Origin of the sequence: Sorangium sp. So ce385 (genome assembly GCF_051474135.1) — a bacterium.
In the GTDB taxonomy this organism is placed as follows: domain Bacteria; phylum Myxococcota_A; class Polyangia; order Polyangiales; family Polyangiaceae; genus Sorangium; species Sorangium cellulosum_D.
The window spans coordinates 12,608,703-12,633,433 of sequence record NZ_CP150337.1 but is presented as its reverse complement, the minus strand read 5'-3'; the positions used below and the strand labels follow the sequence as shown (position 1 = coordinate 12,633,433).

Below are 24,731 nucleotides of genomic sequence, written 5' to 3'. Positions count from 1 at the left end.
AGGGGCTCGCTCACTTGGCGTCGGCCGCCTTCTTGGCCTTGTTCCCCGCCGCCTCGAGCTTGCCCAGCCGCGCCCGGATCTCCGCGTTGTCGCGCCGCAACGACTCGAGCTCGTCCCGCAGCCGGTCCAGCTCGCGCTTGCCCGCCCCGCCGAGATCGCGGAGCACCTCGCGGATCCGCCGCCGCACCCGGCCGTCGAGATCGCGGTCGAGCTGCCGCTGGAGCGCGCCGCGCGAGCGGCCGTCGCCGAGATCGCCGAGCGCGCGCGCGACGTCGACCCGGAGGTACGGATCCGGCTGGTCGAGGAGCTCCTCGAGGAGCTCGCGCGTCCGTCGATCGCTCGAGAGCTTCGGCAGCGCCAGGATCGCCGCCCGGCGCCCCCGCGTCGGGACGCCGTAGCGCGTCCGGGCCGTCAGGTGCGGCACGGCGCGCTCGTCGCGCAGGTTGGCCAGCCCGTCGATCACGCCGCAGCGGATGACCTCGCCCCACGAGGGGCGGTCGAGCAGGTCGATCAGCGTCTCGAACCCCGAGCTCTGCCGCGTGGCCCCGAGCGCCCGCGCCGCCTCGGCCTGGACCAGGTAGCTCGCGTCGCGCAGGGCGAGCTTGCCGAGGAGCTCCGCCGCCTTGGCCGACCGGAAGTTGCCGAGCGCGCTCGCGACCGCCCGCCGCACCTTCGGGTGCTCCACGCCCGCGCTCGCCTCGAGCAGCGCGAACGCCGCGCTCGACTGGAGCGCGCCGAGCGCGCCCGCGGCGGCGGCGCGCACCCCCCAGAACTCGTTCGCGTCGGCGAGCGACTGCCCGAGCGCCCGCGTCGTCGGCGGGTCGTCGCGCCGCGAGAGCGGCTTCGCGGCGAGCAGGCGGCCGCGCGCCGTCGGCGCGTGGGCGAGCTGCGCCCGCAGCAGATCGGCCGGCGCGTCGACCTTGACCTCGCCCAGGATCCGGAGGTCCGGATCCACCACCACGAAGCGAGGGCGCCGCGGGAGCGGGATGACGAAGGTGTGCGCCTGCTGGTCCACGCGCCGCACCTCGCGGCGCACGCTCGATCCCTTGCCGTCCGCGAAGCCGAAATCGAGCACCAGGTCGAACGCGAACACCGGCGGGGTCGCGGCGTCCGGCTGGAGCGCGTGCTCCCGGCTGGGGTGCTGCCCGGCCGCCTGCGTCTGCTTCACGGTCACGGTGCACTCGTCGCCCTCGAGCTCGATCTTCACGTCGAGCTCGGGGTGCCCGGCGCGGAACACCCACTGCTCGAAGAAGCGCTCCAGCGACTTGCCGCTCACCTCCTCGAGCGCGCGGGCGAGATCCCGCGTCTCGACGACCCCGCGCGCGTGGCGCGTCAGGTAGGCGCTCACCCCGCGCCAGAACAGCGCGTCCCCGAGCTCGCGGCGGAGCAGGTGCAGCACGAGCCCGCCCTTCTCGTAGAGGTGCCGATCGAAGATGTCGAGCGGCGCGTCGTAGTCCTGACAGACGATCGGCCGCCGGTAGCGCCCCCGCGCCTCGCCCAGGTACGCGTCGAGATCGGCCTTCAGGCTGTGATCGTACTCGTCGGGGCCGAGGTGGTGCTCCCGATAGACGTGCTCCATGAAGGTCGCGAACCCCTCGTTGAGCCAGCCGTGCGACCAGTCGCGGCACGTCACGAGATCGCCGAACCACTGGTGCGCGAGCTCGTGGGCGATGAGATCGTCCGACGAGATGTCGAGCGCCGCCCGCTCGTCGAGCAGGATGTGCTCGTACATCGTGGTGGCGGTCGTGTTCTCCATCCCGCCGAAGATGAAGTCGCTCACCACCACCTGCGCGTAGCGGCGGAAGGGATACTTGACGCCGAGCTTCTCGCTGAAGTGGCGGATCATGTCCGGCGTGCGCGCGAACGTGCGGCGGCCGTCCTCCTCGCGCCCCTTCGGCACGAAGTACGCGAGCGGGACGTCGAGCGCCGCGTCGTCGATGCGGGCGAACTCGCCCGCGACCAGCGTGAACAGGTAGCTCGGGTGAGGCTCGTCCAGCCGGTAGTGGAAGACGCCCGCCTTCTGCGATTTCGCATCGCCCTCGAGCTCGCCGTTCGACAGGCAGTACCAGCCCGGCGGCACCTCCGCCCGGAGCTCGGTCGTCTGCTTGACGTGGGGCTTGTCGATACAGGGGAAGACGTGGCGCGCGTCCTCGTCCTGGCACTGCGTCCAGACCTGGCGCGGGCGGTCGGGGACGTGCTCGTCCGGCTGGAGGAAGTAGATCCCCCGCCGCGGCGTGGCCCGGTACCGGACCAGGATCGACGCCTCGGCCTCGTCGAGCGGCACGGCCACGCGGAGCGTCTCGCCGTCGTACGTGTGCTCGGCCGGCTGGAACGCGCCGCTCGCCGCCTTGCCCGCGCCGCGCCGGGGCTTCGCCGCGCGCCCCGCGCCGGCGCTGATCTCGACCGACTCCAGATCGAAGCCGACCGCGTCGAGCGCGATCTCGCGCGCCGCAGGATCGACGCGGACCACGTCGAGCCGCGCGGCGCCGCGGATCGAGCGCTCCGCGACGTCGAGCGCGAGATCGAGGGCGATGTGCCGGACCGTGAACGGGCGCGAGCGCTCGTAGACGCGCTTCGTCCCGGCGAGCGCGAAGGGACGGGAGGCGACCGCGAACTCGGACGACGAGAGCACGGAACCGCAGGCGCAGCGCGAATGAAGCCGGTACTCTAGGGGCATCTCGGCCGAGTTTCCCCGCGCCGCGCCCGGCGCTGCAAGCAAGAACGCATGCGCCGGAGCGGGCGGCCGGGCGGCTCAGCTCGTCTTGAGGCCGTCGAGCACCTCGAGCGCGAGCTCGTACTTGCCGAGCGGCGGCATCAGGTAGGCGCCCTGCACCCGGTCGCGCACCGAGAAGAGCATCTCGCGGGCGATCTTCACCCCCTCCTTGCGGGCCTCGGGGCCGGCCGGCACCTTGCGCATGCGCTCGCGGATCTCCTCCGGGATCTGCATGCCAGGGACCTCGTTGTGGAGGAACTCGGCGTTCTTGTAGCTCACGAGCGGGAGCACGCCGACGAGCACCGGCATCCCCAGGTGCTCGATGCGCCGCAGCACCTTCTCGAGGAGATCCTGGTGGAAGACCGGCTGCGTCATGATGATGTCGGCCCCCGCGGCGCGCTTGCGCTCCAGGCGCGCGAGCTCCTTGTCGAGGTCCGGGGCGCCGGGCTCGAGCCCGGTGGCGAGCAGGAACGACGTCTTGCCGCCCGGGATCGGCTTGCCGGCCGGGTCGAGGCCGCGGTTCATCGTGCTCGCCATGTGGAGCAGCCCGATCGAGTCGAGGTCGTAGACCGCCGTCGCCTCCGGGTAGTCGCCGACCTTCGGCGGATCGCCCGTGATGATGACGAGGTTCTTGATGCCGATCGCGTGGGCGCCGAGCAGGTGCGCCATCTGGCCGATGAGGTTCCGGTCGCGGCCGCAGACGTGCAGGATCGGCTCGATGCCGTAGCGCTGGACCAGGAGCGAGCAGAAGGCGAGGTTCGTCATCCGCGCGGTGGCGCGCGGGCCGTCGGCGACGTTCACGACGTCGACGCCGTTGTCGATGAGCATCTTCGCCGCGCTGAGCGCGCTCTCGGGGCTGAGGCCCGGCGCCGGGTTCACCTCGACCGAGACCACGAACTTGCCCGCCGCGATCTTCGCCGCGAGGGGGCTCCGCTCGCCGAGCGGCGTGGGCTCGCTCCCCGTGGGCGCGTCCATCGTGACGTGCGGGCGCGAGGTGACCTCGGGCACGGCGCTGCCGCGGAGCATGCGGGCCGACTTGGCCATCCACTTGACGTGCTCCGGCGTGGTGCCGCAGCAGCCGCCGATCATCGCCGCGCCCGCCTGGATCATGCGGCGGGCGAAGACGTCGAAGTACTCGGGCGTCGCCATGTAGAGCAGGCGGCCGTCGACCGTGCGGGGCAGGCCCGCGTTCGGCTGCACGCAGAGCGGGAGCCCCGCGGTCGCCATCCGCTCCGCCATGGCGAGCGACAGCTGCGGGCCGTCGCCGCAGTTGACGCCGAGCAGGTCGACGCCCCAGTCCCGCAGCGTCCGGGCGACGCGCTCCGGCTCGCTGCCGTCGGCCACGACGCCGCTCGTGTCGAACGTCATCGACGCGAGCACCGGGAGCCCCGGCGCGGCCTGCCGCGCCGCCTCGATGGCGAGCTTGATCTCGTCGAGGTGGCGGAACGTCTCGAGGACCAGGAGGTCCGCGCCCCCCTCGGCGAGCGCGCCCGCCTGCTCGGCGAAGGTGGCGGCCGCCGCGGCGAGGTCGTCGCGCTTGGCCACGCCGGGCACGAGCCCGGTCGGGCCGATCGAGCCGGCCACGTACGCGTCGCCGCCCGCGATCTCGCGCGCGATGCGCGCGCCCGCGAGGTTGAAGTTGCGCACCTCGTTGACGAGCCCGTACCGCTCGAGGCGGAACCTGTTCGCGCCGAAGGTGTTCGTCTCGATGACGTTCGCGCCCGCGGCGACGTAGTCGGCGTGGACCCGCTTCACGAGGTCGGGGCGCGTGACGTTGAGCTGCTCGAAGTTCTGCGTGACGAACACCCCGCGCTCGTAGAGCAGCGAGCCCATCGCGCCGTCGAACACGAGGATCGAGCGCCGGATCGCGTCGAGGAACGGGGCCTCTGGTCTCGTGCGGGACATGGGGCGCATCGTAGGGGCGCTCCGGCTTCTCAGGAAGGGGGGCGCGACGCGGTTGACGTCGCGGTCAGGATCTCGGTAGGCAGATCGCGAGATGAGCACGCCCCGATGGCTTCGCGCATTCGCCCTGGCGGTCTCCGCCGCTGCTCCGCTTCTCGCCGCCTCCTCGCCGGCGCACGCCTGGGATCCGGTGGTGCACCGCTCGGATGCGGGCGTGGACCTCTACCTCTGGAGCGCCCGTGATCTCGGCGCGTCGACCGCCGTGGTCCCGTTCCTCCAGTTCGAGCCGACGCCCGACCTGTTCATCAACCTGAAGTTCCCGCTGGCCCTCTCCCTGAACGGCCCGGGGGATCTGGAGGATCCGCGCGACGGTCAGTCGCGCGCGGGGCTCGGCAACCCGACGTTCACGCTCTACTACGCGGACATCGACGGCAAGCTCACGTGGTACGCGGGCGGCCGCGCCGGCCTGCCGCTCGGCGTGGTCGACGACTACGACTGGCGCTGGGCCACCGCCTATGCGTCGGCGGCGATGGGCTATTACGATCTGCACCTCTGGGCGGCCGACGCGCTCCCGATCGGCGGGCTCGGCGGCATCGAGTACCGCTTCGGGCGCTCCTTCGTGCTCCGGGCGGGCGGCGACCTCACGTTCTTCGTCCCGCTGCAGGATCGCGGTCGGCGCGGCTTCATCGACGATTCGGACGATCTCGACGTCGTGTTCCAGGCGAAGGTCGAGCCGGAGTTCCAGAGCCGCGCCGGCTTCGGCGGCGGCGTGGCGCTCCAGACCGTGTGGGTCCCGTCGTCGGTCTACGACGACCAGGGGCAGGTCTCGCTGCTGCCGTATTTCGTGTACGACAGCCAGAAGACCTTCTTCATGCGGGCCGGCCTGCTCCTCGCGCTGGACGAGCCGCTCGGGCCTGCGTTCGACCGGCGGAGAGTGACGTCGCTCTACCTGCAGTTCGGCGGGCACATCGACTAGCGCGCCGGGCGGCTCGACCGAGCGAGGGATGAACCGCAGAGGCACAGGTGCCGTGTCGGGCAGGACGGCGCCGCCGGCGCGCACGCCCGGGCCCCTCGCCGTCATGGAGGCTCGAACATGACCCGTCGCCGCGCCATCGCCTGGGGCGCCGCCGCCGTCGCTCTCTTGGCGGTCCTCCTCCTCTTCCGCAAGCTCAACCAGTTTCCGCCGGACACGACGCCCGAGGGCGCCTATCTCCGCATCGCGTACAACATCGGCGCGAGCGACCCGCGCGCGTGCTTCCCGTACCTCGAGGACCGGGCGCAGCACGCGGCCTACACCATCCGGGACTACCGGCGGAAGGCGTTCGAGCGGATCGAGGCGAGCTATCCGGAGCCGGAGCGCGCGCGCCTGCTCGAGCAATACCGCGCGCACGCGATGGCCGAGGACGGGGCGGACGTGTGGGTCGACATCGCCGCGAAGCAGGGGTTCGTCGCGCGGCTCCGGCGCGACCTGTCCGGCATCGCGAAGGTGGAGGTGACGGGCGAGCGGGCCACGGTCGAGACGGCGCGCGGCACGCGGTACCCGTTCCGGCGGCGGGACAACGGCATCTGGGGGCTCACGCTGTTCACGGCGGACCTCGTGGCCGAGGCCGAGCGGGCGGCGCGGGACTGGGACGTCGTGGAGAAGGCGGCGCTCGACTACGAGCGGGCGCGGTGAGCGGGCCGGATCGGGCGCCCCGCGCCGACACGGCCAGGTGAGCTGCCCCGCGCGTCCTGACGAGCGACGCGCGAGACGGGAGCTCCGAGCGCGCGATGGAGCCCGTCGCGACGACGGCGCCGCGCCGGAGGCGTCACGCCGGCCCGCCGATGTCACGTGACATGTCACGGGACATCGGCGGGGCCGCGCCGTGACATCGGACGTCGGGACGTCACGGCGCGGCCGAATCTCCGCGGCTCCTCGCGGCGATCCTTGGAGAGGCCGCGCGCGCCGGACCTGGCACGGTTCTTGTGGAGGGCTCGGGCGCTCGGTACGGAGTGACTTCAATGAGACGAATCCACAGCAAAACCCTTCTGCTCGCGATCCTCACATCGATAGGTGCGCTCAGCGTAGCCCACGTTCCCGACGCTCACGCTGGGAGCTGGGAAGATATCGTGTCGGCGACCGGCATCAACGAGGGCTCGTGGGAAGGGCCTGGCGGCTTCGAGTTCAGCTGGAACGCGTCCAGCGACAACATCAACTTCGAGGTCACCGCGCCCAACATGGGCATCTACGGGGCCGACTACGGGGCCAGCCCGTCCGCGTTCGAGAACGGCGGCAGCTGGACCCTGCCGGGCGAGGGCAACGGGGCCGTCACCTTCGGTACGAACCGCGAGATCGAGCTGGAGGTCCCTGTCGGGCCCGGCGTCTCGCTCACGACCGAAGGGAAGATGAACGACAGGTGGCAGTACGTCCCCGAGAAGGCGGCGGTCGAGCTCGGGATAAGCCGCCCGCTCTTCACGAGCTACAAGCCGGACAAGACCGGCGTGCACGAGGTCAATGGTCACCTCGAGGTCGAGGCGACGATCAAGCTCACGATCGAAAACCTGCAGTCGGCCGACCCGAACTGGGGGTTCGGCGTCGACGTCTCGTTCCTCGGGTTCGAGATCCTGAGCGAGGAGTACGTCGGGTTTGGGCGGCGCGACCTGCTCTTCAACGGCATGGTGGGGCAGCTGGCCGACTACATGCGCTGGCGGCAGGACTACCTCCTGGATCTGTCGCAGGGCCGGGCGCCGCACATGGGCGACATCGACGCCGAGCTGCCGGACATGGCGTTCTTCCTCGCCGCCATGAGCGTCGGCGGCGACCCGCTCGCGATCGACCTCGACGACGACGGCGTCGAGACCCTCGGCCTCGACGGGTCGGACTCGGTCCTCTTCGATCACGACGGCGACGGCGTGGCCACGGCCACGGGCTGGGTGGGCCCCGACGACGGCTGGATCGTGCGGGATCGCAACCTCGACGGCCAGATCAACAACGGCAACGAGCTCTTCGGCGTCAACACGGTGAAGCTCGACGGGACGCTGGCGGCCGACGGCCTCGACGCCCTCTCCGATCTGGACACGGTGAGCGACGGGGTCATCGACGCCGCGGACGCGGGCTTCGGCGCGCTGCGGATCTGGCAGGACCTGAACTCGAACGGACATGCCGAGTTCGGCGAGCTGGCGTCGCTCGCGGAGATGGGGATCACCTCGATCGCGCTCTCGGTCTCCGGGAACATCCACAACGCCAACGGGAACGTGTTCGCTGGAACAGCGAAGTACACCCGCGACGATGGAACGACCGGGATCGTGGCCAACCTGATCCCGGCCGAGAGCAACTTCTACGCGGAGTTCACGACCCCTGTCGCCATATCCCCCGAGGCCGCGGCCCTCCCGTACATGGGCGGCAGCGGGTTCGCGCGCCCGCTGCGCGAGGCGATGACGCTGGACCCGCAGCTGCTGTCGCTGGTCAGCGAGTTCGCCGCCGAGCCGACGCGAGACGGCCAGCGGCAGAAGGTCCACGAGATCCTGGCGCGCTGGGCGAAAGGCGCTCCGGGCGGGTCGCTCTACCACCAGTCGATCGCGGACAACATCCCGGTCTGGGCGAGCTTCCAGCGCGTGGAGAAGCCGAAGTTCGATGCGCAGGGCAACGGCGCGGTGGCCTACAGCGGCGGCAGCGGCGGCAACGCTTCGATGGGTCGGAGCAGCGTGTACTCGGCGCAAACCGACTGGGGGTGGGCGTCCGCGCAGGGCAGGACCGAGACCCAGGAGCGCACCGATCTGGCCACGCTGTTCACCTCGGAGGCGGAGCGGCTCGGGGTCAGCGGACACCCGCGATGGCTGAAGGAGGTGCTGGAGCTCAGCGATCACCCGATGGTGGACAGCTACAGGAAGCACCTGGCGCGCCTCACCGTGGTCGAGGTGTTCAGCGGCGTCGAGAGCCGCGACTGGGACCAGCTGTCGACGGATGCCTACGGCAAGCGCGTCGCGTTCGACGTCATGAACACGTGGGGGTTCGACGCGGCATATCGCTTGATCTACGAGCGCGTCTACGGCGCGCTCGCCGCCCAGACGCGCCTGAAGCCGTACCTCGACCTGGTGCCTTCGCCCACCCAGCCTGGGTCCCTCAACTTTTCAGCGCTGAACGCGAGCCTCTTGTCGCACCTGGACAGCGACGCGGGCGCCATGGCCCGCGAGAATGACGCCCTCGCGGACCTCGTGGACCTCGTGCGCCACGCGGGGCCGTCGCTCATGCGCTTCGGCTGGGATCCGCGCCCGCTGATCGAGCATGGGATAAGCTTGACCCACCAAGCGACGCTGGACTACGCCGATTCGCTGCCGCCCCCCGTCGGCGGATGCTTCTGGCAGCCGTGGTCCGCGCCGGATTACACCGCGATCCGCAATGAGGACTACATCGGCGCGCTGCAGGACCTACACTCCCTGTTCTTCCACAGCTGGAACAAGGACCCTTACAACAGGCCCGACTCGTTCCTGGTCCAGTTGTTCCCCGGGGACCTGTGCGGATCGTTCCGCTGGTTCGATTACACCTGGGAGGGCGATCTCGCGAACCCCACCAGGACGACTCCCCTCCGCTACGATCACCACCGCAACGCCCATGACCTTGTATGGAACACCTATAGTGTGTCCTCCGGAGTGGGCGACGACCTCATCTTCGTATCTCCGGAGGGGGCTGAACGCATCGACGGCGGCCCCGGTGACGACACCTACGTCGTCGGGGCGAACTACGGCGAGGTCACCATCGTGGGCGCCGAGCTCAGCACCGACACGCTGCAGTTCATCGACGGCATCCGGAAGGAGGACCTCAAGGTCACGCGGGCGGATCGCAACCTCGTCCTCGAGGTGACGAGCGCGCCGGCGGAGACCCGCACCCGCGTCAGCGTCGTCGGATTCTTCTACGGCGATGCCACCGACGGCACGGCGCTGGCGGAGGTCGCGTTCAGCGACGGCACGTTCTGGACCGCCCGCGACCTCCGCGTGAAGGTGCTGGACAACGGCGACGCGGGCGGGTCGATCCTCGGCTATCAGACGGCCGATCTCATCGACGCGCAGGGCGGCAACGACGTGCTCTACGGCCAGGACGGGCAGGACTTCCTGCTCGGGGGGGACGGCAACGACTCGATCGACGGCGGGAATCACGGCGACTACCTGTACGGCGGCAGCGGGGACGACAACCTGTCCGGTCAGAGCGGGGATGACGTGCTCGACGACGACGCGGGCAACGATCACTTCACCGGCGGCGACGGCGACGACCTGTTCCTCGTGGGCGGGCTGGAGGCCGGCAACGACATCGTCGACGACAACACCGGCCATAACCGGCTGCTGCTCGCGACCGACGTGACGCCCGAGATGATCAGCGTCCGCAACGACAACCGCAACATGATCATCAAGGTCACGGGCGACGGCAAATCCCGGCAGGTCACCGTCCGATGGCAGTTCGACGAGAGCGGCACGCAAGGCGTGGACGTGGTCCAGATCGGCGAGCCCGCCGTGGCGGCATGGAACCGGGCGGAGCTGCGGACGATGGCCACCACGGGCTCGACGGGCAACGACGTCATCACGGGCTTCGAGTCCGCGGACACGGTGTCGGGCGGCGACGGGAACGACTGGATCACCGGTCGCGGCGGGGACGACGATCTGTCGGGCGGCAACGGGAACGACTCGATCGACGGCGGGGACCAGAACGATCGCCTGGACGGCGGCAACGGGGACGACACCCTCTCGGGCCAATCGGGGAACGACGTGCTCGACGGCGGCCCGGGCAACGATCACTTCACCGGCGGGAGCGGCGACGACACGTTCTTCGTGGGTGGGCTGGAGGGAGGTAACGACCTGGTCGACGACACGTCCGGCAGCAACCGGCTCGTCCTCGGCGCCGGCGTGACGCCCGAGATGGTGCGTGTCCGCAACGTCAATACGGACATGATCCTCACGATCGCGAGCAACGGTCAGTCCCGGGAGGTGAAGGTCCGGTGGCACTTCGGTGAGAGCAACACGGCAGGCGTGGACGTCGTGCAGTTCGGCGAGCCCGCCACGGTGACGTGGACCAGGGCAGACCTGAGGAGCAGGGCCCTCATCGGCTCGCCGGACGGCGACGCCATCACGGGGTTCGCCTCGGCGGATACCGTCTCGGGAGGCGCCGGCAACGACTGGATTTACGGGCTCGGCGGCGAGGACGTCCTGTCGGGCGATGACGGGAACGACACGCTCGACGGCGGCGATCAGAACGATCACCTGGACGGCGGCAACGGGAATGACTCCCTCAGCGGCGGCAACCATGACGACCAGCTGATCGGCGGCAGCGGGGACGACAGCCTCTCGGGCCACGCAGGGAACGACGTGCTCGACGGCGGCGCGGGCAACGATCACTTCACCGGCGGCGAAGGCAACGACACGTTCTTCGTTGGCGGGCTGGAAGGGGGCTCCGATCTGGTCGACGACTGGTCGGGCACCAACCGGCTCGTGCTCGGCGCCGACGTGGCGCCCGAGATGGTGAGCGTGCGCAACGTCAACCGGGACATGATCCTCACGATCACGGCCAACGGCGGCTACCGCCAGGTCAAGGTCCGGTCGCAGTTCAACGAGACCAGCACGCTGGGCGTGGACACCGTGCAGATCGGTGAGCCCGCCACGGCGACGTGGACCCGGGAGGACCTGCGGTACATGGCGCTCGCCGGTACGCCGGAGAACGACACCCTCACGGGGTTCGACACGGCGGACGCCATCTCGGGATTCGCAGGGAACGACGTCATCAGCGGCCTCGGCGGCAACGACTCTTTGCAAGGTGACGACGGCAACGACAGCTTGATGGGCGACGACGGCGACGACACCCTCGAAGGCGGGAACGGGAACGACAGTCTCAACGGCTACAGGGGCAACGATGTCCTCGCCGGCGGGCCCGGCAACGACACGCTGAGCGGTGGAGAGGGCAGCGATACGTACTATTACTCCGAAGGGCAGGACATCATCCAGAACACGGACGTGAACGTCGCCAGCATCGACACCGTGGTCTTCGATGACGCTCTCGCGCCCGGCGACCTGGTGTTCCGGAAAGACGGGTTCAGCGATCTCCTGATCACCGTCCGCGGCAGCACCGACGCCCTGCGCATCTCGCAGTTCCTGACGGGCAACGCGGCCTCCACGTTCACGGTCGACCGGTTCCAGTTCGGCACCGCCCCCGGCGCGACGCAGCTGACGGCCGCCGAGGTGGCTTACCTGGCGCTCTACGGGGACGGGAGCCCCATCAACGGCGACGAGTCTGCGAACAGCCTCGAAGGGTTCCTCGGGGCGGACACGATCTCCGGCTTCGGCGGCAACGACACCATCTTCGCGAAGGACGGGGACGACACCCTGAACGGGATGGAGGGCGCAGACACGCTGTACGGCGAGGCAGGCGCAGACACGCTGAACGGCGGGACCGGCAACGACGCGCTCCGCGGCGGCTCCGGAGGCGACAAGTACTCGTTCAGCCCCGGAGACGGCACCGACGTCATCGTGCAGCCGTCGGACGGCGCGCTCGCGGATCTCGACATCGTCGAGGTCTTGGGGGCGGAGGCGGTCATCGACGGCGCCACGTTCCGGCGAGTGGGCTCGGCCGACATCGAGCTGCGCGTCGGGAGCGAGCTGGTCGTCACGATCCAGGGCTTCCTCATGGGCGACGCGCCCGGCACGCTCCGCCAGAACAACGAGGTCGACGAGGTCCGCTGGCCGGATCACACGCTGTGCACCAAGCAGCGGATCCGGGACGCGCTCGTCGCCAGCCCCATCGGGACCCTGCTCGCCGCGCGGACCGTGTGCGGGAGCGACATGCAGTGGTAGCCGGATGCGGCGCCGGGCGCGCGTGACGTCGCGCAGCCCGCGCCGCGACCACCCGCCCCGGCGCCTCGTCCGCCGAGAGCAGCACCAGCTCCGACCCACCCCGCGCTCCCGGCCGGCGAGCCACCCGCGGATGTCACGTGACATGTCACGTGACATCGCGCCGCCGCGCCGTGACACCGTGACCTCGGCATGACCACGCGGCCCCATCGCCGCGGCTCCTCGCGGCGGCCGCCGGAGGGGGCGCGCGTGCCGGACCTGGCACGGTTCTTGTGAGGATCTTGTGAAGACACGGGCGCTCGGTACGGAGTGACTTCCATGAGACGAATCCACAGCAAAACCCTTCTGCTCGCGATCCTCACATCCATAGGTGCGCTCAGCGTCGCGCACGTCCCCGAAGCTCACGCTGGGAGCTGGGAAGATATCGTGTCGGCGACCGGCATCAACGAGGGCTCGTGGGAAGGGCCCAAAGGCTTCGAGTTCAGCTGGAACGCGTCCGGCGATAGCATCAACTTCGAGGTGACCGCGCCCGACATGGGCATCTACGGGGCCAACTACGGGGCCAGCCCGTCCACGTTCGAGAACGGCGGCAGCTTCAACATGCCGGGCGAGGGCAACGGGACCGTCACCTTCGGCACGGACCGCGAGATCGAGCTGGACGTCAAGATCGGGGCCGGCTTCTCGCTCACCAGCGAAGGGAAGATGAACGACAGGTGGGAGTACGTCCCCGAGAAGGCGGCGGTCCAGTTCGGGATAAGCCGCCCGATCTTCACCAGCTACAAGCCGGACAAGACCGGCGTGCACAATGTCAATGGTCACCTCGAGACCGAGGCGACGATCAAGCTCACGGTGGAGAATATGCAGTCGGCCGACCCGAACTGGGGGTTCGGCGTCGACATCTCGTTCCTCGGGTTCGAGATCCTGAGCGAGGAGTACGTCGGGTTCGGCCGGCGCGACCTGCTCGGCAACGGCATGGTGGGGCAGCTCGCCGATTTCATGCGCTGGCGGCAGGACTACCTCCTGGATCTGTCGCAGGGCCGCGCGCCGCACATGGGCGACATCGACGCCGAGCTGCCGGACATGGCGTTCTTCCTCGCCTTCATGGACATCGGCGGCGACCCGCTCGCGATCGATCTCGACGACGACGGCGTCGAGACGCTCGGCCTCGACGGGCTCGACTCGGTCCTCTTCGATCACGACGGAGACGGCGTGGCCACGGCCTCGGGCTGGGTGGCGCCCGACGACGGCTGGATCGTGAGGGACCGCAACGGCGACGGCAAGATCACGAACGGCAACGAGCTGTTCGGCGTCAACACGGTGAAGCTCGGCGGGACGCTGGCGTCCGACGGCCTCGACGCCCTCTCGGATCTGGACACCGTGCGCGACGGCGTCATCGACGCCGCGGACACGGGCTTCGGCGCGCTGCGCATCTGGCAGGACCTGAACTCGAACGGCCGGGCCGACTTCGGCGAGCTCGCGTCGCTCCCGGAGATGGGGATCACCTCGATCGCGCTCTCGGTCTCCGGGAACATCGGCGGCACCAATGGGAACTCGTTCGCCGGCACGGCGAAGTACACCCGCGACGACGGGACGACCGGGATCGTGGCCAACCTGATCCCGGCCGAGAGCAACTTCTACGCGCAGTTCACGACGCCCGTCACGGTATCTCCCCAGGCCGCGGCCCTCCCGCACATGGGCGGCAGCGGGTTCGCGCGCCCGCTGCGCGAGGCGATGACGCTGGACCCGGAGCTGCTGTCGCTGGTCAGCGAGTTCGCCGCCGACCCGACGCGAGACGGCCAGCACGCCAAGGTCGACGAGATCCTGGCGCGCTGGGCGGAGGGGGCGCCGGGCGGGTCGCTCTACCACCAGTCGATCGCGACCAACACGCCCATCTGGGTGACCTTCCAGCGGGTGAAGAAGCCCAAGTTCGACGCGCAGGGCGGCGGCGCGCTCCAGGCCAGCAGCGGCTCCTCGATCGGCAAAGCCGGCGTGTACTCGGCGCAACCCGACTGGGGGGTGGCGCCGGTCGTGCCGGGGGCGACGGAGGACCAGACGCGCACGGACCTGACCACGCTGTTCAGCTCCGAGGCGCAGCGCCTCGGCGTGAGCGGCCACCCGCGGTGGCTGAAGGAGGTCTTGGACCTCAGCGACCATCCCATGGTGCTCGAGTACAAGCGTCATCTGGCGCGCCTCACCGTGGTCGAGGTGTTCAGCGGTGTCGAGAGCCGCAACTGGAACCAGCTGTCGACCGACGCGAGCGGCAAGCGCGTGACGTTCAACCCCCTCAACACGTGGGGGTTCGACGCGGCGTATCGCCTGATTCATGAGCGCGTCTATGGCGCCCTCGCGGTGCAGACCCGCCTTTTGTCGTACCTCGATCTGGTCCCTGAGCCCACCGGGCCCGGGAGCCTCGATTTCTCGGCGCTGAACGCGCGCTTGCAGCTCGAGCTGGGCAGCGAGCACGAGATGGTCCAGTACCACAGCACGCTCCCCGACTTCGTGGACCTCGTGCGCCACGCGGGGCCGTCGCTCATGCGCTTCGGCTGGGATCCGCGCCCCCTGATGTCGGGGGTCCTCGAGTCGACGATGGATGCCACCGTCGAGTTTGCAGATACGTGGGGCCTCGACGGCGGGTGCTTCTGGCAGAGCTCGCCGGTGATGGATCTCTACACGCATTACAGCGAGTCGTACCTGGGGCCGCTCCAGGACATGTACTCCCTGTTCCTGCACAGCGGGAACAAAGACCCGTACAACCGGCCCGACGCCTTCCTCGTGCAGCTCATCCCAGGGGATCTGTGCGGCAGCTTCCGCTGGTTCACCTACACCTGGGAGGGCACGATCGCGAACCCCACGAAGACGACGGACCTCCGCTTCGATCATCACCGCAACGCGCACGACATCGTGTGGAACACCCACAACGTGTCGTCCGGCGTGGGCGACGACCTCATCTTCGTGAGCCCGCAAGGGGCCGAACGGATCGACGGCGGTCCCGGTGACGACACCTACGTCGTCGGGGCGAACTACGGCCAGATCTACATCGGGGGCGCCGAGCTCAGCAGCGACACGCTGCAGTTCGTCGACGGCATCCAGATGGAGGACGTCAAGCTCTCGCGCTCGGATCGCAACCTCGTCATCGAGGTGATGAGCGCGCCTCAGGCGAGCCGCACGAAGGTCACCGTCGGCGGCTTCTTCAACGACGACGGCACCGGCGGCTCGGCGCTGGGGCAGGTCGCGTTCACCGACGGCACGTTCTGGAAGACGCGCGACCTCCGCGTGAAGGTCCTGGACAACGGCGATGCGGGCGGGGCGGTCGTGGGTTACCAGACGGCGGACCTCATCGACGCGCAAGGCGGCGACGACTGGGTCGACGGCCAGGACGGGCAGGACTTCCTGCTCGGCGGCGACGGCAACGACGCGCTGAACGGCGGCAACCACGGCGACTACCTGTACGGCGGCAGCGGGAACGACAACCTGCTGGGCGGCCCCGGGAACGACGTGCTCGACGACGACGCGGGCGACGACCACTTCACCGGCGGCGACGGCGACGACCTGTTCCTCGTGGGCGGGCTGGAGGCAGGCAATGATCTGGTCGACGACACCTCGGGCGACAACCGGCTCGTCTTCGCCACCGACGTGACCCCCGAGATGATCAGCGTCCGCAACGTGAACCGCGACATGATCATCAACGTCGCCGGGGACGGCAAGTCGAGGCAGGTCAAGGTCCGGTGGCAGTTCGACGAGGCCGCCGCGCTGGGCGTGAGCGCCGTTCAGATCGGCGAGCCCGCCGTGGCGATGTGGAACAGGGAAGAGCTGCGGGGCCTGGCCCTCTCCGGCTCGACGGGCAACGACACGATCGTGGCGTTCGACACGGCGGACACCGTACCGGGGTCCGCGGGCAACGATTACATCTCCGGCCGAGGCGGCAATGACGACCTGTCGGGCGGTGACGGCGACGACACGGTCGACGGCGGCACGGGCGACGACCGCATCAGCGGCGGCAGCGGGAACGATAACCTCACGGGTCAGGCCGGGGACGACGTGCTCGACGGCGGCGCGGGCAACGATCATTTCACCGGAGGCGACGGCAACGACACGTTCTTCGTGGGCGGGCTGGACGGAGGTACGGATCTCGTCGACGACACCTCGGGCAGCAACCGGCTCGTGCTCGGCGCCGACGTGACGCCCGAGATGGTGCGCGTCCGCAACGTCAACCGGGACATGGTCCTCACGGTCGCCGGCAACAACGTGTCGAGGCAGATCACGGTCCGGTGGCAGTTCGATGAGACCAGCGCGCTGGGCGTGGACGTGGTGCAGATCGGCGAGCCCGCCACGGTGACGTGGACCAGGGCAGACCTGCGGAACCTGGCCCTCGCCGGCTCCTCGGGCAACGACAACCTCGTCGGGTTCGCGACGGCGGATACCGTCTCGGGAGGCGCGGGGAACGACGCGATCTCCGGGCTCGGCGGCAACGATGTCCTGTCGGGCGACGACGGCGACGACTCGCTCGACGGCGGCGACGGCGACGACCACCTGAACGGCGGCAACGGGAACGACATGCTCTCGGGTCAGAAGGGCAACGACGTGCTCGACGGCGGCGCCGGCAGCGACCACTTCAACGGCGGCGACGGCAACGACACGTTCTTCGTCGGCGGGATGGAGGGAGGCACCGATCTGATCGACGACACCTCGGGCAGCAACCGGCTCGTGCTCGGCGCCGACGTGACGCCCGAGATGGTGCTCGTCCGCAACGTCAACCGGGACCTGATCGTCACGATCTCGGCCAACGGCACGTACCGGCAGATCACGGTCCGATCGCACTTCAACACGGCCGGCACGTACGGCATGGACCTCATGCAGATCGGCGAGCCTGCGACGGTGACGTGGACGAGGGAGGATCTGAAGTACCTGGCCCTCGCCGGAACACCCGGGAACGACAACATCGTGGGGTTCGAGACGGCGGATGTCGTCTCCGGGTTCGCAGGAAACGACGCGATCAGCGGCCTCGGCGGCAACGACTCTTTGCAAGGTGACGACGGCAACGACAGCCTGGCGGGCGACGACGGCGACGACACCCTCGAAGGCGGTACCGGCGACGACAACCTCCGAGGCTACCGGGGCAACGATGTCCTCGTCGGCGGGCCTGGCAACGACACGCTGAGCGGCGGAGACGACAGCGACACGTACTATTACTCCGCGGGCCAGGACACCATTCAGAACATCGACACGGGCGCCGGCAGCATCGATACGGTGATCTTCGACGACAGCCTCGCGCCGGGCGACCTGGTGTTCCGGAAAGACGGGTTCAGCGACCTCCTGGTCAGCGTCCGCGGCAGCACCGACACCCTGCGGATCTCGCAGTTCCTGACGGGCAACGCGGCCTCCACGTTCACGGTCGACCGCTTCCAGTTCGGCACCGCCCCCGGCGCGACGCAGCTGACGGCCGCCGAGGTGGCCTACCTGGCGCTCTACGGCGACGGGAGCCCCATCAACGGCGACGAGTCTGCGAATCGCCTCGAAGGGTTCCTCGGCGCGGACACGATCTCGGGCTTCGGCGGCGACGACTCCATCTTCGGGAAGGACGGCGACGACACCCTGAACGGGATGGCGGGCGCCGACCAGCTGTACGGCGAGGCGGGCGCAGACACGCTGAACGGCGGGACCGGCAACGACACGCTCCGCGGCGGCTCCGGCGGCGACAAGTACACGTTCATCCCCGGAGACGGCGCCGACATCATCGTCCCGCCGTCGGACGGCGCGGCCGCGGATCTCGACATCATCGAGGTCCTGGGGGCGGCGGGGGTCATCGACGGAGCCTCGTTCCGCCGGGTGAACCCGACGGACATCGAGCTGCGCGTCGGGAGCGATCTCGTCGTCACGATCCAGGGCTTCCTCGTGAACGACTCTTCCGGCACGGTCCGCCTGATCAACGAGGTCGACGAGGTCCGCTGGCCGGATCACACGCTGTGCACCAAGCAGCGGATCCGGGACGCGCTCGTCGCGAGCCCCAGCGGGACCCTGCTCGCCGCGCGGACCGTGTGCGGCAGCGACATGCAGTGGTAGCGGCGCGGCGCCGGGCCGCGCGAGGTGAGGCGCGGCCCGGCGCCGGCGTCGCGCCGGCGAGGCCTGGGGATGTCACGGGACATGTCACGTGACATCGGCCCGCCGCGCCGTGACATCGCCGGGTCCGATGTCACGGCGCGGCGGTCCGCCGGCGGTTTTCTCCCCGAGATCGGGGCGGCCGCGCGTGTGGCGCCTGGCGCGGTCCTTGCTCTGAAGGCGCCGAGTCAACTTGAGGGTATCCACGATGAGCGAGAGACGATTCTTTGTGATCTTGGCTTCGGTAGGGGCGCTGGGCGCCGCGTCGGCCTGCACGGCGGAGGGCGTCCCCCTGGCAGACATCCTGCCGAACGGCGGCGTCGATCCCGTCACGATCGAGGCGACCGGGATGGACTCGGAGCTCAACGAGATCGATGGGACCTCCGGCAACGACGTCCTCAATGGGACGGCGGCCGATGATATCTTGTCAGGGCTGGACGGGAACGACGTCATCCACGGCCTCGGCGGTCATGACGACCTGTACGGCGACGGCGGGGATGACGATCTGTTCGGCGATCAGGGGAACGACCTCCTGGCAGGCGGGCCCGGCAACGACGACCTCTACGGCGGCGAGGGCAATGACCACCTCATCGTGAACAGCGGCAACGACCTGCTGGACGGTGGAAACGGCAGCGACACCTACTACTTCGACGGAGGGCAGGGTGTCATCTACAACATGGACACGAACGATGCCAACGTCGATACCCTGATCATCAGGTACATCGCGGCCTCGCCAAGCGACGTCGTGTTCCAGCGGGACCTCGGAGACCTCGTGATCACCGTCCCCGGACACCCCGATACGCTGCGCGTCCTCGCGTTCTTCGGGGGCAACGGCGCCACCGGGTACACGATCGACCGGATCCGGTTCGGCACGCTGTCCAGCGCGCCGCAGATGACCGCGGACGAGGTGGCGTACCTCGTGAACTACGGGGGCGGCGCCCCGGTCGTCGGCACCAGCTTCACGGATTTCCTGGACGGGTCCACCGGGCAGGATCTGATCTCCGGGCTCGACGCCAACGACTATCTCTTCGGGTACGAAGGGAACGACGGCTTGTACGGGCAGAGCGGCAACGACACGCTGTACGGTGGGCCGGGCAACGACGAGCTGGTCGGCGGCGTCGGCAACGACAAGCTCCACGGCGGGACCGGGGGTGACAGTTACCTCTTCGCGCCCGGGGACGGGACGGACATCATCTATCAGCCCTCGGAGCCGGACTACGGCTCCAATTACGACTACATCCGGATCGGGGGGTCGCCGGCCCTGATCGAGACGGCATCGTTCCGCATGCTGAACGACACGGACCTCGAGGTGCGCCTCGCGCCCGAGCACGGGCTGACCATCACGGTCAGAGACTTCCTGGACCCGTTCACCGGCGACATCGCCTCGCCCAACGAGCTGGACGATATCCGCTGGCCTGACCACACGCTGTGCAGGCCGACGAGGATCCGGAACGCGCTGGTCTCGGTGCCGCAGGGGACGGCGGTCAACGCGCGCACCGCGTGCGGCTCCGACATGCGCTGGTGACGACGCGCGGCGCCCCGCGCGCCGCAGCTCACCCCTTCCGCACCCGCCCGAGCGCCTCGTCCGCCGAGAGCAGCACCTGCTCCCACTCGTCCAGCGCGTTCGGCCAGTGCGGCGAGAAGCGCACCACGCCGTCCGGGATCGCGCAGGCGATCCCGAGGCGGGTGAGCTCGCGGTAGAGCTCCACCACCGAGGCGCCGCCCGGCGGCCTCACCCCGAGCGAGCACGCGCGCAGCGCCGGATCCGCCGGCCGGAGGCTCTCCCAGCCGCGCTCCCGGAGCGCCTCCTCGAGCGGATCGAGGAAGCGGTTCGCGTGCTCGTGGATCCGCTCGACGCCGATCTGCAGGATCAGGTCCACCGCCGCCTCGAGCCCCGCGTAGCCCGCGGCGTTGAGGTTGCCCCCCTCCACGAAGTCGGCGCGCTGCCGGATCGGCCGGTCGTACCGGAGCTTGCCCGGGCCCTGGAAGAGGAAGCTCACGCCGTCCTCGTGGCTCAGCCAGCCCGCCACCGACGGCCGCAGCGCCTGCAGGCGCTCGCGGCGGATGTACAGAAAGCCCGTGCCCTCCAGCCCCATCATCCACTTGTGGCCGCCGCACGCGAGGTAATCGACCCCGGCCGCCCCGACGTCCACCGGCGTCGCGCCGACCGCCTGCACGGCGTCCACGCACAGCTCGGCGCCGTGCGCGCGGCAGAGCGCGCCGATGGCGGCGAGCGGCATCCGCAGCCCCGTCTGGAACTGCACCGCGCTCACCGCGACGAGCCGCGCGCCGCGCCGGAGCTCGTCGTCGAGCCGGGCGAGGCCCGAGCCGCTGCCGTCCGCGAAGCCGCCGAGCGGCAGGAACACCGTCTCCAGGCCGAAGAGCTCGGCCGCGCGCTGCCACGGGGTCACGTTCGCCGGGAACTCCCCCTCGAAGAGGATCACCCGGTCGCCCGGCCGCCAGGGGAAGCACAGGGCGATGTCGGTGAGCCCGCGCGTCGTGCTCTGGACCAGCGCGATGTCGTCCGCCTCCGCCCCGACCAGCCGGCCGAGCTTCTCCCGCAGGCGGAGCCGCTGCGCGTACCACGCCGGGAACGCGGCCGCCCCCTGCGCGGCGTAGTCGTCGAGCAGCGCCATCACCGCGAGGCGCACCGGCCGCGACGGCGGCGAGATGCCCGCGTGGTTCACGTAGACGAGCGGCGCGAGGTGCGGGAACAGGCTGCGGTCGCCGAGCTTTGCGGCGAAGGCGCGATCGTTATCGATTTCGGCGGTGTGTCGCATCGGCTGGCTTCCCCCGGCGCTCCCCGCGCACCTTGGCGAGGTAGCGCGGCGGCGCGCCCTTGCCGGCCGCCGGCGGCACGAGGCAGTGCGGCTTCGTCCCGATGAGATCACCGCGGCCCGCCTTGATCAAGGCCTCGCGCGCCTCGTCGTGGTGCGCCGGGTCCCAGTAGAGCAGGAGCGCCTTCTGGAGCTTCTTCTCGCGCAGGTCCTTCGCCGTGTACACCGGCTCGCGCGTGAGCGGGTCGATCCCGGTGTGGTACATGCACGCGGCCATCGACATCGGCGTCGGGATGAAGTCCTGCACCTGGCGCGGCCGCATCCCGTTCCTCTTCAGGTACACGGCGAGGTCGACCATGTCGCGGAGCGTCGAGCCGGGGTGCCCCGAGATGAAGTAGGGCACGAGGAACTGGTTCTTCCCCGCCTCCTCGCTCGCGCACCGGAACTGCTCGGCGAAGCGCTCGTAGCTCTCGATGCCCGGCTTCTTCATCTTGTCGAGCACGTCCTTCTTGTTGTGCTCGGGGGCGACCGAGAGCTGGCCGCCCGTGTGGTGCGTGGCGAGCTCCTCGATGAACTCGGGCGACCGCTCGGCGAGGTCGTAGCGCACGCCGGAGGCGATGAAGACCTTCTTGACCCCTTCCTCCTCGCGCACCGCCTTCATCAGCTGGAGCAGCGGGCCGTGGTCGGTGTTCAGGTTCTCGCAGATCTCGGGGTGGACGCACGAGAGCCGCCGGCAGGCGTTCTCGATCGCCTCGTCCTTGCAGCGCATCTGGTACATGTTCGCGGTCGGCCCGCCGAGGTCGCTGAGCACGCCGCGGAAGCCGTCCATGCGCCGGAGCGCCCGCACCTCGCGCAGGATGCTCTCCGCCGAGCGCGACTGGATCACCCGGCCCTCGTGCTCGGTGATCGAGCAGAACGTGCAGCCGCCGAAGCAGCCCCGCATCGTCACGACCGAGTGCTTCACCGTCTCGTACGCCGGGATCGGCGCGTCGTACGACCAGTGCGGCACCCGCGTGAACGGCAGGTCGTAGAGCGCGTCCATCTGCGCCGTCTCCAGCGGGAAGGCGGGCGGGTTGAAGTACACCGCCTCGGCGCCGTGCGGCTGGAGCAGCGGGCGAGCATTGCCGGGGTTCGTCTCGAATTGGAACGCCCGCGACATCTCCGCGAACGCGCGCCGGTCCGCCGCCACCTCCTCGTAGCTGGGGAGGATCACGGTTTTTCCGTCCGAGACGTAACGTGAGCCTTCGATGTGCTCCCATTCGCCCTTGCGCAGGGGGAGGGCGGTGCCGCGGACGTCGCGGATCGACCGGACGGGCTCGCCGCGGCGGAGGCGGTCGGCGACTTCCCAGACGGCCTTCTCGCCCATGCCGTAGATGAGCAGGTCGGCCTTGGCGTCGAGCAGGACCGAGCGGCGGACCTGGTCGGACCAGTAGTCGTAGTGGGCGATGCGGCGGAGGGACGCCTCGATGCCGCCGAGGACGATGGGGACGCCCGGGAACGCTTGCCGGCAGAGGTTGGCGTAGACGATGGAGGCCCGGTTGGGGCGGAGGCCCACCTGCCCGCCCGGCGAGTACTGGTCCTCGCTGCGGACCTTCTTCTGGGCGGTGAGCTTGTTCAGCATCGAGTCGAGGTTGCCGGCGGTGACCCCGACCATGAGCCGGGGGACGCCCATGCGCAGCAGGTCGCTCGGGTCCTGGTAGCGGGGCTGGGAGATGATTCCGACACGGAAGCCGCGGCCTTCGAGGAAGCGGCCGATGATGGCCGCGCCGAACGCGGGGTGGTCGACGTAGGCGTCGCCGTTGACGAGGAGGATGTCGAGCGCGTCCCAGCCCCGCGCGCGCATCTCCTCCCGGGTCGTCGGCAGGAAGGCGGTGAGGTCGCGGGGGGCGGCGCCGGCGCTGCGGCGGACTTGGAGGAGGGGCACGGCGCCGTCACCCTACGGGCCGGGGGAGCGGTCGGCAAGGGGGCGGCCCCGGCGGCGCTGGCGGGCCGATGCGGGGGCCTCCGCGGGCCGATACGGGGCTTTCGCGGCTGCGGGCGGTTCGGGGCGGGGGGGAGGGGGCGCGGGCGCGTCTGCGGGGCGCCTGCGGGGCGCCTGCGGGGCGCCTGCGGGGCTGCGGGGCGGGCGCTGCGGAGCGGCGCCTGCGGGGTGGGGCGCTGGGGGGATCTGCCGTCGAGCCCGGGCGGCGGGCGCTCGCCGCCGAGGCGCTGGAAGGCGGCGAGGGCGCGGCCGAGGCCGGCGCGCCGGGGGGGCGCCGGCGGGCGCCGGCCGCATTTCCCCGGGCAAAACCCGCAAATTGCGCGACGTTCGCCAGCTGATCACGAATTCGGATGGCCAAGTATCGATTTCCGGACGCGACATGGGGGCTGGCGCGCCGGGGCGGGCGGGAGTCGCTCGGTGGAAGTCGCGCGCGATCCACAAAAATAAGCGGCAAAACCCGGGGTTTTCGCGTCGAGGGGGCGGGTTCCCAAATGACTCGGAAAGAGGGTTCGTAAAACTTATATGTGGAATCTCAACCCGATGATGCCCTCCGCGCCAAACAACGCAGCTTCGCTGTGGTGTACGAGGTGGGGGCTCCCTTCCTTCGCCGGACACTCCGCAGCTATGGCGTGGACGCCGACGATCTCGAGGACGTCCTGCACGACATCCTCATGGCTGCCTACCGCCGTCTGGGGAGCTTCGACGCGAGCCGCCTGCTGCGCGCCGCCCTGGGGTTGAGCGACGAGGATGAGGTCCCCGGCGGCGAGCCGGTGCCGTTCAGCGCGGTCCTCCCCTACGTGAGCAAGCTGCGGGCGCGGCGGGCGTGGGACCCGGTGTACCGGTGGCTCTACGGGTTCACGTGGCGGCAGCTGACCCACTACCGGCAGCGGGCGTTCCGGCGCCGCGAGATCCCGGTGGGCCTGCAGAGCAGCGCGATCTTCGCTGGCGTGGACCAGCGCCCTCGCCTGGAGCAGCGGGTGGAAGCGACGGAGCGGGCCGAGGTGATCGACCTGCTGCTCGCGAGCCTCGTCCCGCAGCGGCGCGTCATGCTGGTGATGCACGACATGCTCGACATCCCGGTCGTGGAGATCGCCCGGGAGCTCCAGATCAACGAGAACACGGCCCAGAACCGCCTCCGGCTGGCCCGGGAGGACTTCCGGGCGGCGGTGAAGCGGCTCGCGCCCGAGCAGCGGAGCGCGCTGCGCCTCGGCGAACGGCCGTTCGCCACCGAGGCGGCGACGCGGCGCCGGCCGGCCCCGCCGCGGCGCGAGTAGCGAGGCGCTCGGGCGCGGCGGCCGCGGGGCGGTGCCTTCGAGCGCCATGGCGCCGGCGCTGGGGCATGGCTCAACGAGCACCTGGTCGTCGGAGGATTTCCACGCGATGACAGCCTCTCTCCCGCTTGTCGTCCCGATTTGCCCGGAGAGAGCTCACATGAAGGCGTGAAGGCAGGAAG

The 24,731-nt window shown here is 70.2% G+C and carries 10 protein-coding genes; 6 read left to right on the top strand and 4 right to left on the bottom strand.

The window, feature by feature from the left end:
• Positions 1–10: 10 nt before the first annotated feature.
• Both WME83_RS46255 and WME83_RS46250 read right to left on the bottom strand, forming a co-directional pair.
• Complete coding sequence (locus WME83_RS46255) at positions 11–2,632, bottom strand: M1 family aminopeptidase (RefSeq protein WP_437316092.1); 2,622 nt, start codon at positions 2,630–2,632, stop codon at positions 11–13.
• A gap of 120 nt (positions 2,633–2,752) precedes the next feature.
• Entirely contained in the window at positions 2,753–4,618 is a 1,866-nt protein-coding gene (locus WME83_RS46250) for a bifunctional homocysteine S-methyltransferase/methylenetetrahydrofolate reductase (protein ID WP_437316091.1), read from the bottom strand.
• 190 nt (positions 4,619–4,808) lie between these two features.
• On the opposite strand from WME83_RS46250, the gene WME83_RS46245 reads away from it, so the two are divergent.
• The 5 genes from WME83_RS46245 to WME83_RS46225 all read left to right on the top strand — a co-directional run bounded on the left by WME83_RS46245 (position 4,809) and on the right by WME83_RS46225 (position 20,045).
• Positions 4,809–5,591 carry a hypothetical protein gene (locus WME83_RS46245; RefSeq protein WP_437316090.1) on the top strand — a complete coding sequence of 261 codons (783 nt, stop codon included), beginning with the start codon at positions 4,809–4,811 and terminating at the stop codon, positions 5,589–5,591.
• A gap of 117 nt (positions 5,592–5,708) precedes the next feature.
• Positions 5,709–6,290, top strand: coding sequence for a hypothetical protein (locus WME83_RS46240; protein WP_437316089.1), 582 nt, complete (start codon positions 5,709–5,711; stop codon positions 6,288–6,290).
• Between the two features lie 434 nt (positions 6,291–6,724).
• Positions 6,725–12,427 carry a calcium-binding protein gene (locus tag WME83_RS46235; RefSeq protein ID WP_437316088.1) on the top strand — a complete coding sequence of 1,901 codons (5,703 nt, stop codon included), beginning with the start codon at positions 6,725–6,727 and terminating at the stop codon, positions 12,425–12,427.
• Between the two features lie 423 nt (positions 12,428–12,850).
• A complete protein-coding gene (locus tag WME83_RS46230) occupies positions 12,851–18,484 on the top strand; it encodes a calcium-binding protein (RefSeq protein ID WP_437316087.1) in 5,634 nt (1,877 codons plus the stop codon).
• Between the two features lie 271 nt (positions 18,485–18,755).
• A complete protein-coding gene (locus tag WME83_RS46225; protein WP_437316086.1) occupies positions 18,756–20,045 on the top strand; it encodes a calcium-binding protein in 1,290 nt (429 codons plus the stop codon).
• Between the two features lie 28 nt (positions 20,046–20,073).
• Here WME83_RS46225 and WME83_RS46220 read toward each other — a convergent pair whose 3' ends face one another.
• Both WME83_RS46220 and WME83_RS46215 read right to left on the bottom strand, forming a co-directional pair.
• Positions 20,074–21,300 carry an aminotransferase class V-fold PLP-dependent enzyme gene (locus WME83_RS46220; protein ID WP_437316085.1) on the bottom strand — a complete coding sequence of 409 codons (1,227 nt, stop codon included), beginning with the start codon at positions 21,298–21,300 and terminating at the stop codon, positions 20,074–20,076.
• Positions 21,275–23,221: a YgiQ family radical SAM protein gene (locus WME83_RS46215; protein ID WP_437316084.1), complete on the bottom strand. Its 1,947-nt coding sequence runs from the start codon at positions 23,219–23,221 to the stop codon at positions 21,275–21,277. Before WME83_RS46215 ends, WME83_RS46220 begins: the two co-directional genes overlap by 26 nt.
• Before the next feature lie 686 nt (positions 23,222–23,907).
• On the opposite strand from WME83_RS46215, the gene WME83_RS46210 reads away from it, so the two are divergent.
• Positions 23,908–24,552, top strand: coding sequence for an RNA polymerase sigma factor (locus WME83_RS46210; protein ID WP_437316083.1), 645 nt, complete (start codon positions 23,908–23,910; stop codon positions 24,550–24,552).
• Positions 24,553–24,731: the final 179 nt, after the last annotated feature.